Annotated in this window: 19 protein-coding genes; 12 read left to right on the top strand and 7 right to left on the bottom strand. The window is 43.7% G+C overall.

Annotation, left to right across the window (positions count from 1 at the left end):
• Positions 1-108 precede the first annotated feature (108 nt).
• Positions 109-900 carry an EAL domain-containing protein gene (locus tag JKJ11_RS18720; RefSeq protein WP_038222630.1) on the top strand — a complete coding sequence of 264 codons (792 nt, stop codon included), beginning with the start codon at positions 109-111 and terminating at the stop codon, positions 898-900.
• On the opposite strand, the gene JKJ11_RS18715 is transcribed toward JKJ11_RS18720, so the two are convergent.
• Positions 897-1679, bottom strand: a complete 783-nt coding sequence (locus JKJ11_RS18715) for a hypothetical protein (protein ID WP_006072819.1) — start codon at positions 1677-1679, stop codon at positions 897-899. The genes JKJ11_RS18720 and JKJ11_RS18715 overlap by 4 nt on opposite strands.
• A 182-nt stretch (positions 1680-1861) precedes the next feature.
• Between JKJ11_RS18715 and JKJ11_RS18710 the strand changes: the two genes are divergently transcribed.
• The 3 genes from JKJ11_RS18710 to JKJ11_RS18700 are packed head-to-tail and all read left to right on the top strand — an operon-like array spanning position 1862 to position 3348.
• The gene (locus JKJ11_RS18710) at positions 1862-2554 is read left to right on the top strand and encodes an AzlC family ABC transporter permease (RefSeq protein WP_252039747.1); all 693 of its coding nucleotides are present in this window, start codon (positions 1862-1864) and stop codon (positions 2552-2554) included.
• Positions 2551-2868, top strand: coding sequence for an AzlD domain-containing protein (locus JKJ11_RS18705; RefSeq protein WP_006072821.1), 318 nt, complete (start codon positions 2551-2553; stop codon positions 2866-2868). The genes JKJ11_RS18710 and JKJ11_RS18705 overlap by 4 nt, the downstream gene beginning before the upstream one ends.
• Positions 2869-2883: 15 nt before the next feature.
• A complete protein-coding gene (locus tag JKJ11_RS18700) occupies positions 2884-3348 on the top strand; it encodes a DUF3429 domain-containing protein (protein ID WP_236110372.1) in 465 nt (154 codons plus the stop codon).
• Positions 3349-3370: 22 nt separating this feature from the next.
• Here the strand turns inward: JKJ11_RS18700 and JKJ11_RS18695 are convergent, their stop codons facing one another.
• Positions 3371-3745: a nitrous oxide-stimulated promoter family protein gene (locus JKJ11_RS18695; protein WP_252039746.1), complete on the bottom strand. Its 375-nt coding sequence runs from the start codon at positions 3743-3745 to the stop codon at positions 3371-3373.
• Position 3746: 1 nt separating this feature from the next.
• Positions 3747-4226: a LabA-like NYN domain-containing protein gene (locus tag JKJ11_RS18690; protein WP_031496709.1), complete on the bottom strand. Its 480-nt coding sequence runs from the start codon at positions 4224-4226 to the stop codon at positions 3747-3749.
• 123 nt (positions 4227-4349) lie between these two features.
• On the opposite strand from JKJ11_RS18690, the gene JKJ11_RS18685 reads away from it, so the two are divergent.
• Positions 4350-4811, top strand: coding sequence for a DUF4174 domain-containing protein (locus JKJ11_RS18685; protein WP_124942051.1), 462 nt, complete (start codon positions 4350-4352; stop codon positions 4809-4811).
• A 3-nt stretch (positions 4812-4814) separates the two neighbouring features.
• Here JKJ11_RS18685 and JKJ11_RS18680 read toward each other — a convergent pair whose 3' ends face one another.
• Positions 4815-5474 carry a potassium channel family protein gene (locus JKJ11_RS18680; protein ID WP_006072826.1) on the bottom strand — a complete coding sequence of 220 codons (660 nt, stop codon included), beginning with the start codon at positions 5472-5474 and terminating at the stop codon, positions 4815-4817.
• An 18-nt stretch (positions 5475-5492) separates the two neighbouring features.
• The gene (locus JKJ11_RS18675; protein WP_252039745.1) at positions 5493-6011 is read right to left on the bottom strand and encodes an NUDIX hydrolase; all 519 of its coding nucleotides are present in this window, start codon (positions 6009-6011) and stop codon (positions 5493-5495) included.
• A 188-nt stretch (positions 6012-6199) separates the two neighbouring features.
• Between JKJ11_RS18675 and JKJ11_RS18670 the strand changes: the two genes are divergently transcribed.
• A complete protein-coding gene (locus tag JKJ11_RS18670) occupies positions 6200-7684 on the top strand; it encodes a DUF3943 domain-containing protein (RefSeq protein WP_006072828.1) in 1485 nt (494 codons plus the stop codon).
• Positions 7685-7893: 209 nt separating this feature from the next.
• Positions 7894-8151 carry a putative hemolysin gene (locus tag JKJ11_RS18665; protein ID WP_006072829.1) on the top strand — a complete coding sequence of 86 codons (258 nt, stop codon included), beginning with the start codon at positions 7894-7896 and terminating at the stop codon, positions 8149-8151.
• 69 nt (positions 8152-8220) lie between these two features.
• Here JKJ11_RS18665 and tdh read toward each other — a convergent pair whose 3' ends face one another.
• Both tdh and JKJ11_RS18655 read right to left on the bottom strand, forming a co-directional pair.
• Entirely contained in the window at positions 8221-9252 is a 1032-nt protein-coding gene (gene tdh / locus JKJ11_RS18660) for an L-threonine 3-dehydrogenase (protein ID WP_006072830.1), read from the bottom strand.
• 52 nt (positions 9253-9304) lie between these two features.
• Positions 9305-10498 (bottom strand): glycine C-acetyltransferase, encoded by a 1194-nt coding sequence (locus JKJ11_RS18655; protein WP_252039744.1) that lies wholly within the window; start codon positions 10496-10498, stop codon positions 9305-9307.
• Between the two features lie 165 nt (positions 10499-10663).
• Here JKJ11_RS18655 and JKJ11_RS18650 point away from each other — a divergent pair, with 165 nt between their 5' ends.
• The 5 genes from JKJ11_RS18650 (at position 10664) to JKJ11_RS18630 (ending at position 15579) form a co-directional block, all read left to right on the top strand.
• Positions 10664-11587: a LysR family transcriptional regulator gene (locus tag JKJ11_RS18650; RefSeq protein WP_252039743.1), complete on the top strand. Its 924-nt coding sequence runs from the start codon at positions 10664-10666 to the stop codon at positions 11585-11587.
• Positions 11588-11601: 14 nt separating this feature from the next.
• Entirely contained in the window at positions 11602-11988 is a 387-nt protein-coding gene (gene gloA2 / locus JKJ11_RS18645) for an SMU1112c/YaeR family gloxylase I-like metalloprotein (protein WP_006074341.1), read from the top strand.
• A gap of 363 nt (positions 11989-12351) precedes the next feature.
• Positions 12352-13443 (top strand): pyruvate dehydrogenase (acetyl-transferring) E1 component subunit alpha, encoded by a 1092-nt coding sequence (pdhA, locus tag JKJ11_RS18640; RefSeq protein WP_252039742.1) that lies wholly within the window; start codon positions 12352-12354, stop codon positions 13441-13443.
• A complete protein-coding gene (locus JKJ11_RS18635; RefSeq protein ID WP_252039741.1) occupies positions 13436-14434 on the top strand; it encodes an alpha-ketoacid dehydrogenase subunit beta in 999 nt (332 codons plus the stop codon). Before pdhA ends, JKJ11_RS18635 begins: the two co-directional genes overlap by 8 nt.
• Entirely contained in the window at positions 14431-15579 is a 1149-nt protein-coding gene (locus tag JKJ11_RS18630; protein ID WP_031493776.1) for a dihydrolipoamide acetyltransferase family protein, read from the top strand. Before JKJ11_RS18635 ends, JKJ11_RS18630 begins: the two co-directional genes overlap by 4 nt.

The raw sequence follows: 15579 nt of genomic DNA, 5'->3' as shown, positions 1-15579 counted from the left end.
CTCAGCCAATAATAGTGATATTTATCACAGATATCATTCAGTTACTGAATTTGACATCCGCGATCAGCGTGCCATGATAGTTTGAATTTCATTTATAAAACGCTGTAAATGCTACTAACCGATAAACATCAATTTTCCCAACGAATAAGACTCGATCGTTCAGGGTGCTGTATTGCAACCTATAAACACTTGACCTTAAAAAGTGTGTTCCAGCCTATATTCAATATAAGAAATGAAATAATCGGTATGGAAGCATTGGTTCGCTTATTTGACCAAAATGACGAGCCAATTCCACCCAATCTATTTTTCCAGAATGACGAAATTTCATTAGCCGATCAACTCAATGTGGACAGATTAAGCCGCGCCATTCATCTGCGTAATTTCAGTATGTCCTTGTACAACAATCGACTTATATTTCTCAATTTCCTTCCGATCTCTAGTGAAAGGCTGGCGGCAGAAGGATTGAAATCATCACTGTTAATGTCTCGACTTAAAGCTTTGCAAATCGATAATAAAAGAGTCGTTGTTGAGCTTGTGGAGTTAACGGCCTTTAGTGCGAGAACATTGGCTTCAGCTGCACGCCAGCTAAGTAACGAAGATTTTCTAATTGCTATCGACGATTTTGGATGTAAAGAATCAAGTCCAGAAAGGGTTAAGCAAGTTAGACCTAATATACTAAAGTTGGACCGTCAGTTGCTTACTGAGTATATGAGTGGAAATCAACGACCGTTACTAACGGGTTTAAAACTTGCTAAACAATCGGGTGCGAAGACCGTAATAGAAGGTGTAGAGACAGAAGAACAACATGTTGCGATGAAAGCGCTGAAGATCGACTTCTATCAAGGATATCACTTGGCTATGCCAACTGCTTTGCTTCCTAGATTGCAACAAGTGGTTTAAAATCGTTTACCTAACATAAACGTCACGCCTTCCCTCGTCTTACCGCTCTGCGCCATTAACGAGGCTTCCCAGTTATCACTGAACTCTTTTTGCATTCCAACCATTGTCGACCATCTACTTGAAGTTTGTTTGGCACTAAACCGGATGTCTGCAAACTGTCCTTTAAGTTGCCTTTGATAATCTTGGTACTGTCCACCCACTACAACTTTCCAGCCGCTGTCCCCGATATTAAACCCTACTAGCGGAGTCACCACCAAAGCGTCCAAATCAACACCTACACCGGAGACAGCTGTAGAGACATATTGTGCATCTATGGTCGTAAAAAACTGTTTATGCCCATACGCTAAGGTTGTGCCTATCGATGTAATGGTCGACGTCGTTGCCATTCCATTAAGTTCTAGCTTTGCAATGTTGTCGTTAATTAAATCATTAACACCAATTGATATGTCCGATGTAGTGATCGCTTTGCCTATCATGGCGTTAAAACCCCAAAAAGGCAGCAACCAAACATCACCTCTCACCGCAATAATACTCGTTGTATTTACCGTTTGACTTGCTCCGTCCGGCAATAAGTCCCCTACCGCCTCACCGTCAACTTTAAAGTCGCTCAAGTTCATTAAGTCTTCTTGCTGATGAGTAAACAAAGATATCCCGATAGGTTTGGGCAGCCTAATTCCAACGCTACGTACTCGATCTCCAAAGAAAGGCAGAGTACGACCAAAATCTTCGTCCTTTACTTTTAAATGAGACGAAACGGCTGATTCATTGGCTAATGCCATGGTGCTTATCAATGTCAAACAGAAAACAACGTTACGCATGAAACTAGATAGAGCTCTAATAATATTAAGGGGAGCAAGATATTATCAGGTCGTCAAATACAAAAATAATTTTGATTTCATATATCTACACACTTGAAAATTGACATTACAAATACAATCTCTTGCTTACAAAGGAGTGTTATATGGAAAGTTCTAAAACCAAATTCAAGAGGCTCACCCGAGGAACTATAGCGATGATGCCGCTTAGTCTAGCGGTAGTACCATGGGGTTTTCTAGCCGGTTCATTTGCGATCGATTCTGGTTTATCACCACTAGAAGGACAAGCGATGAGCGCAATTCTTTTTGCAGGAGCGGCTCAACTTGTTGCTATGGGTATGATTAAGTCCGGCGCGACCTTGTTGGCTATGGTCATCACCATTTTCTTTATTACCTCTCGACATTTTTTATATGGCCTCTCAATGAGAAACCATATTTCTGTCTTACCGTTACGTTGGCGAGTCGTGCTCGGTTTCTTGCTCACTGATGAGCTTTTCGCTCTTTGCGGCCACCACGATCCTAAAAAGTTTGATCGTTGGTACGCACTCGGAGCGGGACTATCATTTTATTTGATATGGAATATCGCTACCTTCGTCGGTATCGTCATAGGATCCCAAATACCAGATTTACAGCAATACGGTTTAGAGTTCGCGGTAGCGGCAACGTTCATCGCTATTGTAGTGCCAAACATAAAAACGACGCCAATTTTCCTAGCAGCATTGTCAGCTCTTTTGGCATCTGTCGCGTTTGCCGCGCTTGATATTGGTATGGGTTTAGTATTGGCAAGCCTAATTGGAATGACAGTGGGTTATGTGAGTGAAGAGAGACTCAAACGATGACGTATTTAGTTATTTTAGTGTTGACCGCCGTAGTATTTATAAGTCGTTATTTGTTCTTAGAACCTAAAGTACCGTTGCGGTTGAGTAGTTCTGCTCAGCGATTTTTAAGTTACGCGAGTCCTGCTGTTCTAACCGCTATTTGGGGGCCTATAGTATTTCTACCTCATGGAGAGTTGTCACTTGCAGATAACTTACCTTATATGCTCGCCGCAACGTTTGCTGTTGCTATGGCATGGGTAACCAAAAATGTTTTATTAACGACAATAGTTAGCATCTTAGTGTTTCTCGTCTTAAACTTGTTGATATTCAAGTAATAATAGGAAGCTACTATGATTGCTAAGGAGCGACTCCAACTTGTAAAGATGATGAACTGGTTGGGTTATCTCGGATTAATCCCCTTTGCGCTTTGTATCGCTAGTTTTAATGCCAATGCAGAACTTTTCGGCATAAATACCAGAATAGTCTTCATCGCGTACAGTGGGATTATATTGAGCTTTTTGTGTGGCATTCTGTGGTCACATGCCTTGTCTGGCGAAAACCAACCATTGTCGCTGCCTATGCTTTTACTCAGCAATCTGATTTGTTTGATGGCTTGGCTGGTTATTTTGATTGCTCCACAACAGTTTCAGCTAGCATTAGTAGTATCAATGGTGGGGTATATCTGTGTTTGGGCCGTAGAAAAAGTCAAGTTATCTACGGCAAGTTCATCCTTCCCTTCAACCTACTCGACTCTGCGCAATCATTTAACATTGGGTGTCCTTGTTTCACACGTTATTGCGCTCGCAGGCTCATAATTCCATTAGCTATCCAACGCGCTTACTTAACTTTACGCTTCGCTCGATTAGACTGCCCCGCCTCGGGCTTCTTAGGAACCTCTCTTCTCTCGTGTAAAAGGTGTCGAATTGATAAGATCGGGTGTGGCAGTAACATTCTTGGTCCAGAATAAACCATGACTTCTTTCATCTGAGCTTTAGGTTCTGGTTTATAACAGTGTATCGGACACTTGTTACACGTAGGCTTGGACTCACCATATGGGCAACGATCCAGTTTCGTCTCAGCGTAGACCAGCAATGATTTGCAATCTTCACACAACTCATCGCTTCCATGATGCTTTTTGCAATAAATGCGCATCATCGCAGAAACTGTCTTGAATTCTGTGGCTAGTGCGCCATTGAGAAGGTTGCTTTTCATTCTATTGACCTATCAACAAATCAGAATCAATTTCAATATAGTCGTCAGCTGCTTGGATTAGGTTATTGGCCGTCAACGATCTCACACCTGCTACCGTAACTTTGGTGTTAAACCTCTGCTGAATACGTTCCACCAAAACTTGAAAATCACCATCTCCAGATATCAAGACGATTCTATCTACGCTATTTGCGGTTTCGTACACATCCAAAGCCAACCCTACATCCCAATCTCCTTTTGCGCTGCCATCTAAACGCTGAATAAAGGGCTTTAGCTGAACATTAAAACCAATACCTCTTAGAATGTGATGAAATTGCCTCTGCTTAGGGTCAGTTGACGAAATAGCGTAGGCTCTTGCAATGTCAATTCGATAACTTTGGCTCAGCTTAGCCCAAAGCGCATTGTAGTCAAATCGGCGACCGAACGCCTGACGGGTGGTGTAGTAGACATTTTGTACATCTACAAATATCGCTATTGATTCCATAATAAACATCTTTATCAATTTGCCGTCCATGATACCAGAATTCATGTTTGATTGTTTTAGCAATAGAAAACTCAATTGCTAAACTTAACGTATAACCGTTTGAGATAGCTCTAGGAGGTAACGATGAAAAATGTTGGACTAATCGCTCTGTTGACATTGTTGAGCGGCACCGCCTGTGGTTATCCAGAATATGGGTCTAGACACTCTGAAGAGGTTCATTACGATATGTCGCATCGAAGCGTGATGTACTTTGCACCTAGCAACGACGACAAAGTGAAAGAGTTTTTGTTGGGTACACTTACTAATGAATGCTCGTTAGATGAAAGAGATGTTGTCACTCTGGTTATTACCGAGGACGGGTTCTCCTCCCCTGCGTGGGTAAAAGAGACTTTTGATTACGCAACACTTATCAAAATGTATGGAATTAATAAGGGTGAGCATGCAGCTGTTCTAATTGGTAAAGATGGCTCGGAAAAACTGCGCTGGGGAGCAAAAACAGATTGGGCCCTAGTAAAGGAAACTATTGATGCAATGCCAATGAGACAGGCTGAAATGAAAAGAGCAGCCAGTCGCTGCTCTATCTAAGTACTAGTGGATTTCTTTTTGGGAAAGATGGCTACTCACTAAACTGGCGACCATTATCGCTAAATAGAAGCTGCCTGTAATCGATTCTAGAAAAACGAAAAACTTGGGAATAGCAAGTGCCGGTGAGATGTCACCGTAGCCAACAGTCGTTAGTGTGATAAAACTAAAATAGATGACTTCGAAAAGGTTATCCAGCCATGGTTTTGCTTCCAAGCCGTTAAAGGGTTCAACAAACAGTTCAAGCTGTATCAGGTATATAAACGCAAACGATAAGCCAAAGAGCAAGTAAACGCATATAGAGCCCACAATCTGATTCAGTGTGACTTTTTTAGGTGTCATCACCTGCTTCAAAGCGGAAAAGGTTTGCGCTAAAACGAAGAACAACATCGCAAACATAGTGACTAATGAAAGGTCATAGTCTTCAAAAATAGAGATACTACCTGAAATCACGACCACGGTTATCATTACAGCGTACCAAGATCGATAAAAGGTCTGTTTTCTATGTACGCCGACAATCGACGTACTCATACAAAGAATGAGTAGTGCGAGAACATAGTCTTGCGCATCATCTTTGAACTGATGAACGACAGCACTTAAGAAAAACAATACCAGTAGAGAACCAAGCAAGAAAAAGAAATTGTCGTCTTTAGTCATCAATTTCATTGTGTAATCCCTTAAACTCTATAGCATTTCTTTTGCGATCAAGTGTAGCAAGTAGGTTTCCCTTTCGATGCTCATCCCTTTTCTATCGCTTTCTGCCATGGTCTTTTCATTAAAGGCGATTGCCTCGTGGATGTTTATCCAAACCGCTTTCATACCATTCTTTACTTCATAATCTTCGTAAGCAGTCGCGCCAAGCTCTCGGTCGACTTTGCATGAATAACAGTAAGAAATCATATGCATTACATCTGCATCATCTTTATACCATGGACGAAATTCTTCATATATTCCAAACGGCTTAATTGAATGGATATTTTGAGCACCCGTTTCTTCTTCTAGCTCTCTCAGCATACCTGCGATAACGTCCTCACCTTCATCTAATCCACCTCCTGGAAGAGAATAGTCATGATAACGCTCCGTAAACAGCAGCAAAATGTTTTCACCGTCAATCGCAATTGCGCGAGTTGCATTACGTTTGATGATTTTTTTATCATCGAGATGTTCTATATCAGGATGAATAGCCGTGGTAATTTGTCTCACTTGTAACCTGCTAACCTATGAAATATTGCGAGAAGTCTATCACAAAAACATTCTTTTACACTTAGACACAGTTTTGCCCTGACTAAATAAGCGACTAACATAAATGAACGCTGTATTATTGCTCCCTCGCTTAAAGGGACCTTAAGCAACTAATATTATAAATTCGTTTGCCAAGTTCCTCTTACAATATGAAACTTCAAAAATCGCTAATCGCATTATCTATCTTAGTCGGCGTTCCAACGACTTTCGCTCAAGATGACACATTGTCCTCTGATAATCATAGTCCTGCTATTTCTCAGCAAGATTTTGTTCAACAAGCCATCGCTGAAGATCAGAAATTATCTGACTCAGAGTTTAACTCAACTCAGTCTTCACAACTGAATAGCCTTGGATACCGTTCCATATCTACTAACAGCAGTTTTGAAGAATTACGTATAGCAAATGAGTCAGACAACCCAACAAACTTTTATGATTCTCCATATCGTGTGTCTCTCTTTAACCCTCAGAATGGCGAAGACAGTGAAAGACTTTGGTCTCAAACTAAGTCTATTTTTGCGTATGGCGTTGGTGTGGCTGGTGTTTTAGCACTGATGCCCGAATCTATTACTAACTGGGAAAAAGATGATGTCCAGTTAATGAATAAGTGGTGGGATAACGTGCGATCGGGTCCTGTCTGGGATCGCGATGACCACATTATCAACTACATCGGACACCCTTATTTTGGTGGTGTTTATTACCAAGCTGCTCGGAAATCTGGTTATAGACAATGGGATGCGTTTATGTATTCCACACTTATGTCCACCTTTTATTGGGAATATGGTATCGAAGCCTTTGCAGAGATCCCATCAATTCAAGATTTGGTTGTTACCCCTACCCTTGGCTGGGTATATGGTGAATGGGCATTCAACAAAGAAAAAGAAATTCGCTTACGAGGAGGAACTGTTTGGGGTTCTGATGCCCTAGGTTCAACAGCTTTGTTCTTCCTAGACCCTGTCGATAGTCTGGGGCGAGGCGTAAACAACATTGCAGGGCGCGAAGTAATTAAAGCTGGTACTGGTTTCGTCGGCGTTCATTCCAATGTCATGCGCAATGGTGAAGTAGAGACTAAGTACCAAATGCAAGTTAACTATGCCTTTGGTGCAGGTGAAACGGATGACAGCCTTAAACGTAGACAGAAAAAGAACTACCACCAGTACACAGACGACCCCGTTACCTACGGTATCGTTGGTGTGAGTGCCGGCTTTGCGTATCCGCAATTGGATAACGAACGTAACCTGAAAAACGACTTTGCTCCTGCCTTTACATTGGGCTTGTACTTCACAGAGCAGTTTTCTACTCGCTTAGGCTATATGCAAGGAAATTATGACTCGACGGTAAGCAACGAAAAGCACATCTATGAGAACTATAGCTTAGATGTTCAGTACTACTTTATGCCCGGCAGCGCATTTAAACCTTATTTAAATGCTGGCGTAGGTGAAGCCATGTTGGATAAAGACCGCGATACTAAAAAGCTACAATGGAACATTGGCACTGGTGTTCACTATTCCCTCAATGCCAATTGGTCTCTGCAGGCTGACTGGAAATACGCTTACCATCGTAATTCTGGTGCTCGAGACCAACTATGGGGAACTCGACTTATCTACCGTTTTGGTGAAGGTAACAAGTATATTTAGCGCTTCGAAGCGACTAAACGGTGAGTTTCATACTCACCGTTTTTGTTCTTATTTAATCAATGAAGCACCGTTTGTAGGAATTTTGGGAACGAAACGACAATTGACCGGTCATTCTCATAAAATATTGAATAATTTGACTCAATCAAAACACTTTTCCTTTGAAATCTCCTACACTTAACTCAAAGCGTGAATTCCAACTAGGAGAAAGAATGAAAAAGTTACAATGGGTGATTGGCGCATTAGCGGTGGGAGTTATGGCTGGTTGTGCGAGCGAGCCAGATAAATATGATGTAGACGAAATAACGGTTGAAAGTGACCCTGCTTATGTTTACTGCGTTGAGCAAGGACATAAATTAGAAAGATTCTCAGAAGAAGGTAAACGTGTACCTTATTGCGTTATCTCTGACGACGAACGTTACACCGTTTGGGACTACTACGAAAATAGAGATAAAGAGCAAAACAATTAGTCGCTATTTATTAAATAAAAGAGCCAGAGAATTATCTCTGGCTCTTTTATTTCACAATATGCCTTAAAGTTATTCCCAATCGAGAATAACTTTTCCAGACTGCCCGCTGCGCATGACGTCGAAGCCTTCTTGGAAATCATCAATCTTATAATGGTGAGTGATAATTGGCGTCAGATCTAAGCCAGATTGAATCAAGCTTGCCATCTTATACCATGTTTCGAACATTTCACGGCCGTAGATACCTTTGATCACCAGACCTTTGAAGATCACTTGGTTCCAATCGATACCCATGTCTGATGGTGGAATACCTAGTAGTGCGATACGACCACCGTGGTTCATGGTTTCAAGCATTGAACTAAATGCCGCTTGAACACCAGACATTTCAAGACCTACATCGAAGCCTTCAGTCATGCCTAGTTCTGCCATCACATCTTTTAGGTTTTCTTTCGCAACGTTTACGGCACGTGTTACACCCATCTGTCTTGCAAGATCTAAACGGTATTCGTTAACGTCAGTAATAACTACGTGGCGCGCACCTACATGCTTGGCAACCGCAGCAGCCATAATACCGATAGGGCCAGCGCCTGTAATCAGTACATCTTCACCAACTAGGTCAAAAGACAGCGCAGTGTGAACTGCGTTTCCGAACGGGTCAAAAATAGATGCTAGATCGTCAGAGATACCTTCAGGGATCTTAAACGCATTGAACGCTGGAATAACCAAGTATTCAGAGAACGCACCAGTGCGGTTTACACCAACACCAACTGTGTTGCGGCATAGGTGAGTACGACCGCCACGGCAGTTACGGCAGTGTCCGCAAGTAATGTGGCCCTCGCCAGATACGCGGTCGCCAATTTCGAAACCACGAACTTCTTGGCCAATACCAACTACTTCACCTACATATTCGTGACCGACAACCATAGGAACCGGAATCGTGTTTTGTGACCACTCATCCCAGTTATAGATGTGTACATCAGTACCACAAATTGCCGTTTTCTTAATACGAATTAGAATGTCGTTGTGACCAAGTTCAGGCTTGTCCACTTCGGTCATCCAAATGCCTTGCTCAGGCTTTAGCTTAGATAGCGCTTTAATTTTCATAATGTAACCTTAAAGACAGGTTTCAGGTTCTTAACCTGAAACCCTAAAAACCTTAGATAAGACCCATATCCTTGCCAACTTCGATGAATGCATCGATAGCGCGGTCAAGTTGCTCACGAGAATGAGCCGCAGACATTTGAGTACGAATACGAGCTTGGCCCTTAGGTACTACTGGGAAAGAGAAACCAATAACGTAGATACCTTTCGCTAACGCACGCTCAGCAAACTCTGCAGCCACTTTTGCGTCGCCTAGCATGATTGGAATGATTGCATGATCGGCACCACCCATAGTGAAACCAGCACCTTCCATACGAGTACGGAAATGAGAGGCGTTCTCCCATAGGCGTTCACGTAGGTCACCACTCTCTTGTAGCAAATCTAGAACACGGATAGAGGCATTTACGATAGCTGGTGCTACAGAGTTAGAGAACAGGTATGGACGTGAACGCTGACGTAACCAGTCAATCACTTCTTTCTTACCAGAAGTATAGCCGCCTGACGCACCACCCATCGCTTTACCTAGCGTACCAGTGATAATGTCGATACGGTCTACAACGTCGTGGAACTCATGTGTACCCGCGCCGTTCTTACCCATAAAGCCAACTGCGTGAGAGTCATCAACCATCACTAGTGCATCGTACTTATCTGCCAAATCGCAGATTGCAGGAAGGTTTGCAACCACACCGTCCATCGAGAATACACCGTCAGTTACGATTAGCTTATGGCGAGCACCTGCTTCGTTAGCAGCGATCAGTTGCTGCTCAAGCTCTTCCATATTGTTATTAGAGTAACGGTAACGCATTGCTTTACACAAACGGACACCATCAATGATAGAAGCGTGGTTTAGCGCATCAGAAATGATGGCATCTTCTTTACCCAAGATAGTTTCGAACAAACCTGTGTTTGCATCGAAGCATGATGTGTAAAGGATAGTGTCTTCTTTACCTAGGAATGTAGACAGTTTCTGCTCAAGTTCTTTGTGAATGTCTTGAGTACCACAGATAAAACGAACTGAAGCCATACCAAAGCCGTTTTTATCCATGCCCGCTTTACCAGCGTCGATAAGTGCAGGATGGTTTGCAAGGCCAAGATAGTTGTTCGCGCAGAAGTTTAGTACTTCTTCACCTGTTGAGATTTCAACAGCCGCTTGTTGTTGAGAAGTGATAATGCGCTCAGACTTGTAAAGTCCTTCAGCTTTTACTTCTTCAATTTGCTCTTGGATTTGCTTATAAAACGCAGAAGACATAGTGGATTCCTTTTTCTATCCTATTTATCAATAGGTTATGTAGGGAGGTGATATTTACAGCGTATTGATTCGCCTTATATCTAGATTGGAATCATTTTAGTTCATTGTGGTGCAAACGATTATCCCTTAAGATGGAAAACCATTAGTGAATCTGAGGCAACAATAATGTTCAGCCATAAGTTATTGAGTTTACTACCTGACCTCGCGTCTTTTATTTTGGTGGTAAACGAAGGCAGCTTTACCGCTGCGGCAAAAAAGCTGGGGGTCACGCCATCCGCGCTATCTAAAACCATTACTCGTCTCGAAAGTGCACTATCGGCAAAGTTGTTTGAGCGCACCACGCGAAAGTTGGTTATCACTCAGGCTGGGCAAAAGGTTTACGACCAAAGTGTGTTAATGGTGAACGCGGCACAACAGGCCATTGACGTCTCTCAATCCGACCATACTGAGCCAAGCGGATCTATTACTGTCGCCGCACCGGAAGCGTTTCTTAACTCAGTATTACAACCTTTTATTACTCCCTTTCTAGTGCGATATCCGGAGATTCAATTGAAAGTTCGCGCCGTTGATGGCGAAATCGACCTGTTGCGCATGGGCATCGACGTTGCATTCAAGCTTACTGACAAACCAGACGAAAACCTCGTTATGAAAGAGTTAGGACCAACCAACCTCGTACTGTGTGCCAGTCCCGATTACATTGCTAAGCGTGGACTGCCCTATACACCAAGTGATCTTGAGAAACATGACTGCCTCTATCTTGCTGAAACGGAACGCGACAACACTTGGGATTTTCTCAAAGACGATGAGTTTCATACTGTGAAAGTAGCAGGACGCTATGCCATCAACCACTCTCAGATGCGCCTCCATGGCGTTAAACAAGGTCTCGGCATCGGAATATTTCATGATTTTGTTATTTCTGAAGCCATAGAAGATGGCAGTGTTGTGCCCGTCCTCTCGGATTGGACCATCAAGAGTAACTACCATGGAGCCGTTGCACTCCAATACGCACAAACCAAGTATATGCCGGCCCGCTTACGCGTGTTTATTGACTATGTCGTCAAGGAACTGCCATCCAAGCTAACCAATTAACGACGGAAGACAAAATGCTTAATGGGATCCATCACACCGCCATCATTTGTTCCGACTACGCAAAGTCGAAACACTTTTATGTCAACATACTAAAGCTGGAAATCATCGACGAGAACTATCGCGAACATCGAGACTCCTATAAACTAGATCTCGCCTTACCTGATGGCACGCAACTTGAGCTGTTCACTTTCCCTGGAGCTCCTGAACGTCCTAGCTTTCCAGAAGCTATGGGTTTAAGACATTTAGCATTTAATGTCACCAAACTAGAGCAAATTGTCGATTATCTAAAAGCAAATGATATTGACGTAGAACCAATACGAATTGACGAATACACTGGTAAGCGTTTTACGTTTTTCCAAGATCCTGACGGTCTACCACTCGAACTATGTGAAGAGATCTAGAGCTCAAGACCCACATATGTCAGAAAACCTGTTGTAGTTGCCCAACCTCTACATGAAATTACAACAGGTAATACCAGTGACATATATCACACCAAACAATCGCGCTCGTTCAAAACCAGTCGATATCCCCAGATTTGATTTTCAATTCCATATATTAATTCACATAAGTACCCCTGTAAGGTTAATTTTACTAGTATCAGGGCATCTAAATGCGGCACTTTTTAACAATTTGATTACACTTATAGTATCAATGATTCTTTTGTCTTCAGACGATTACCATCATGTCTGAAAACAAAAATCAAGGTTGTACCCTGGGATTTTCTAGCACTAGCTCTTATCAGAGCGTGCGAAAAGGAGTTCGAGATGAACGTACAAGCATTACCCATGCATCGTTTTATCGACTACCAAGGTAATCTCGTTAAGCCGTTGCCCCACTGGGCAGATGAGAACACCTTACTTCAGTTCTATCGCGACATGGTAGTTGCGAGAACATACGATGCAAAAGCCGTTGCTCTTCAGCGAACCGGCAAACTTGGTACCTACCCTTCCCATCTTGGCGCAGAAGCCATCGGTATCGCCATCGGTCACGCTCTCACAAGATCAGACGTCTTTGTTCCTTATTACCGTGATATGCCCGCTCTCTGGGTTCGTGGTATCGCTATAGAGAAAAACCTCCAATACTGGGGAGGCGATGAGCGAGGCAGTGATTTCGAATTTGATGATGGCTCACCATGCACCGATCTTCCCTTCTGCGTTCCTATCGCCACACAATGCACTCATGCCGTAGGAGTGGCGTCCGCGTTAAAAATTAAGGGGAAGCACGATGTCGCTTTGGTAACTTGTGGAGATGGAGCCACATCTAAAGGCGACTTCTTGGAATCACTCAACTGTGCTGGTGCATGGAACATTCCTTTGATTTTTGTCGTCAACAATAACCAATGGGCGATTTCCGTCCCTCGCTCGCTACAATGTGGCGCAGAATTTTTAGCAGACAAAGCGGTTGGAGCAGGATTACCCGGCCTGACAGTAGACGGCAACGATGTTATTGCGATGTATGACACCGTTTTACAAGCGGTCGATCGAGCTAGAAAAGGAAAAGGAGCCACTTTGATTGAAGCTATCAGCTATCGACTAAGTGACCATACTACCGCTGATGATGCTAGTCGTTACCGTAGTGATTCAGAGCTACAACAAGCGTGGGACTATGAACCAATAAAACGTCTGAAATCCTATCTAATCGCGCGCAGCCTTTGGTCTGATGAACAGGAACAGTTACTGGTTCAAGAAGCCAAAACCATCGTTGAAGAGGCTGTTACTCGCTATTTAGCCACCCCACCTCAACCACCAGAGTCGGCATTCGATTATCTCTACGAAGCCCCGCCAAGCGAACTAGCACCACAAAGAGATACGCTGATTAATAAGACGTTGCGAATACAGGGAGGCAAACATGATTAATCAACAAACTCCCGAAATCACGCTCATTGAAGCGGTTAACTTGGCACTTCATTATGAAATGGAGCACGACAACAACGTCGTGCTACTAGGCGAAGACGTTGGAGACAACGGCGGTGTGTTTCGCGCTACTGTCGGTTTAAAAGAGAAATTTGGATTAAGAAGGGTGATTGATACTCCTCTTGCCGAAGCCCTAATAGGAGGTGTTGCAGTTGGCATGGCAACACAAGGGTTAAGACCTATTGCGGAATTTCAATTTCAGGGCTTTGTCTTTCCTGCGATGGAACACCTCATCTGTCATGCTGCAAGAATGAGAAACCGCACTAGAGGTCGGTTAACCTGCCCTGCGGTATTTCGGGCACCGTTTGGTGGCGGCATACACGCCCCTGAGCATCATTCTGAAAGCATCGAAACCCTGTTTGCTCATATTCCTGGATTAAAGGTCGTCGTTCCCTCCTCTCCTCAACGAGCATACGGACTTCTGCTAGCTGCGATTCGTAGTAACGACCCTGTAATGTTTTTCGAGCCAAAGCGAATCTATCGAACAGTCAAATCACCCGTAGTAAACGATGGACAAGCTCTGCCTCTTGATACCTGCTACACACTAAGAAAAGGACGAGATCTCACGGTCGTCACTTGGGGAGCTTGTGTAGTTGAAACCCTGCAAGCCGCCCAATCGCTTTCGGAACAAGGAATTGAAGCAGAAGTCATCGATCTCGCGAGTATAAAGCCTCTCGATATGGACACCATTATTAAATCACTGGAAAAAACCGGGCGTTTACTTGTCGTCCATGAAGCAAGCCAAAGCTGTGGTGTCGGAGCGGAGATCATTACTCGAGTTTCCGAACATTCTATGTGTCTTCTCAAAGCCCCACCTAGGCGTGTTACTGGGCTCGACACCGTTATGCCATATTACAAAAACGAAGACTATTTCTTAATTCAAGAACAAGACATCACACTTGCCGCACGCGAACTTGTGGAGGGCTGGAAATGAAGTCATTTTTATTACCAGATTTAGGGGAAGGACTCGCTGAGTCTGAAATTGTTCAATGGCATGTTAACGTTGGTGAACATGTAGACGTTGATCAGGTGATCTTAACCGTCGAAACCGCGAAAGCCGTTGTAGAAGTGCCAGCACCTTACAGTGGGAAAATCGTCAGCCGTCATGGGGAGGAAGGTGACGTCATCAACATCGGCAGTTTGCTGATTGAGATTGAAGAAGTGGTCACGGAAGCGTCTGCCACCCACTCTAAAGCCACATCAAGCGATGCAGCAACCGTTGTTGGCAATGTGTCAAATCACACACACCACGTTGAAGTTGATGACTTTTGGGTTGGGCCTGCTCATCATTCAAACTCAGAACAAACAGTCACGGCGATGCCGTCTGCTCGGCTTCTCGCTAAGAAGCTCGGTGTTGACCTATTAAAGGTGAAAGGAAGCGGACATGACGGTGTTATCACTGACACAGATATTTACAACGAACTCGACCGACAGACACCCGGAACGGAAGTGCTTAAAGGTGCAAGACGCACCATGGTCGGCACTATGGCGGAGTCACATCACAACGTTGCTTCTGTGACGATCACTGAAGAAGCGTTGTTGTCCAATTGGTCACAAAAAGAGGATATCTCCGGCCGTTTAATTAAAGCTGTTGTGTTTGCTTGCCAAAAAGAACCGGCTTTAAACGCATGGTTTGATGCCGATACAATGACTCGTTGTGTTCATAGCAAAGTGAATATCGGAATCGCGGTAGATAGTAGCCATGGATTGTATGTCCCTGTACTCAGAAACGCCGACAGCTTTGACCAACAAGGAATTCGCCATTGGTTAAATGACACTGTAGAGGGCATTCGAGCCAGGCGAATAGGCAGAGAACAACTACAACACGCGACGATAACACTGTCGAACTTTGGTGCCATTGCTGGAATTTTCGCGACCCCTGTCGTCTCACCGCCTCAAGTCGCTATCGTAGGAGCTGGTCGAATTATCGAGAAACTAGTTTTACAAGACGGCCAGCCAATAGTCATCAAAGCGCTACCTTTGTCGATCACATTCGATCATAGAGCCTGTACTGGTGGCGAAGCGGCGCGATTCGTCAAAGTACTGGTTGAACACCTGCAGCAGCCAACTATTGACTAA

Origin of the sequence: Vibrio sp. SCSIO 43133 (assembly GCF_023716845.1) — a bacterium.
Classification (GTDB): Bacteria; Pseudomonadota; Gammaproteobacteria; order Enterobacterales; family Vibrionaceae; genus Vibrio; species Vibrio mediterranei.
Note: the sequence above shows the minus strand (reverse complement) of the source record. Positions and strands in the feature narration are given on the sequence as shown.

Coding starts and splice junctions, on each gene's coding strand:
- JKJ11_RS18635 (WP_252039741.1), top strand. CDS start 13,436: ATGATTAATCAACAAACTCCCGAAATCACGCTCATTGAAGCGGTTAAC.
- JKJ11_RS18700 (WP_236110372.1), top strand. CDS start 2,884: ATGATTGCTAAGGAGCGACTCCAACTTGTAAAGATGATGAACTGGTTG.
- JKJ11_RS18680 (WP_006072826.1), bottom strand. CDS start 5,474: ATGAAATTGATGACTAAAGACGACAATTTCTTTTTCTTGCTTGGTTCT.
- JKJ11_RS18695 (WP_252039746.1), bottom strand. CDS start 3,745: ATGAAAAGCAACCTTCTCAATGGCGCACTAGCCACAGAATTCAAGACA.
- JKJ11_RS18685 (WP_124942051.1), top strand. CDS start 4,350: ATGAAAAATGTTGGACTAATCGCTCTGTTGACATTGTTGAGCGGCACC.
- JKJ11_RS18715 (WP_006072819.1), bottom strand. CDS start 1,679: ATGGCATTAGCCAATGAATCAGCCGTTTCGTCTCATTTAAAAGTAAAG.
- JKJ11_RS18665 (WP_006072829.1), top strand. CDS start 7,894: ATGAAAAAGTTACAATGGGTGATTGGCGCATTAGCGGTGGGAGTTATG.
- gloA2 (WP_006074341.1), top strand. CDS start 11,602: ATGCTTAATGGGATCCATCACACCGCCATCATTTGTTCCGACTACGCA.
- JKJ11_RS18720 (WP_038222630.1), top strand. CDS start 109: ATGCTACTAACCGATAAACATCAATTTTCCCAACGAATAAGACTCGAT.
- JKJ11_RS18650 (WP_252039743.1), top strand. CDS start 10,664: ATGTTCAGCCATAAGTTATTGAGTTTACTACCTGACCTCGCGTCTTTT.
- JKJ11_RS18630 (WP_031493776.1), top strand. CDS start 14,431: ATGAAGTCATTTTTATTACCAGATTTAGGGGAAGGACTCGCTGAGTCT.
- JKJ11_RS18705 (WP_006072821.1), top strand. CDS start 2,551: ATGACGTATTTAGTTATTTTAGTGTTGACCGCCGTAGTATTTATAAGT.
- tdh (WP_006072830.1), bottom strand. CDS start 9,252: ATGAAAATTAAAGCGCTATCTAAGCTAAAGCCTGAGCAAGGCATTTGG.
- pdhA (WP_252039742.1), top strand. CDS start 12,352: ATGAACGTACAAGCATTACCCATGCATCGTTTTATCGACTACCAAGGT.
- JKJ11_RS18655 (WP_252039744.1), bottom strand. CDS start 10,498: ATGTCTTCTGCGTTTTATAAGCAAATCCAAGAGCAAATTGAAGAAGTA.
- JKJ11_RS18670 (WP_006072828.1), top strand. CDS start 6,200: ATGAAACTTCAAAAATCGCTAATCGCATTATCTATCTTAGTCGGCGTT.
- JKJ11_RS18710 (WP_252039747.1), top strand. CDS start 1,862: ATGGAAAGTTCTAAAACCAAATTCAAGAGGCTCACCCGAGGAACTATA.
- JKJ11_RS18690 (WP_031496709.1), bottom strand. CDS start 4,226: ATGGAATCAATAGCGATATTTGTAGATGTACAAAATGTCTACTACACC.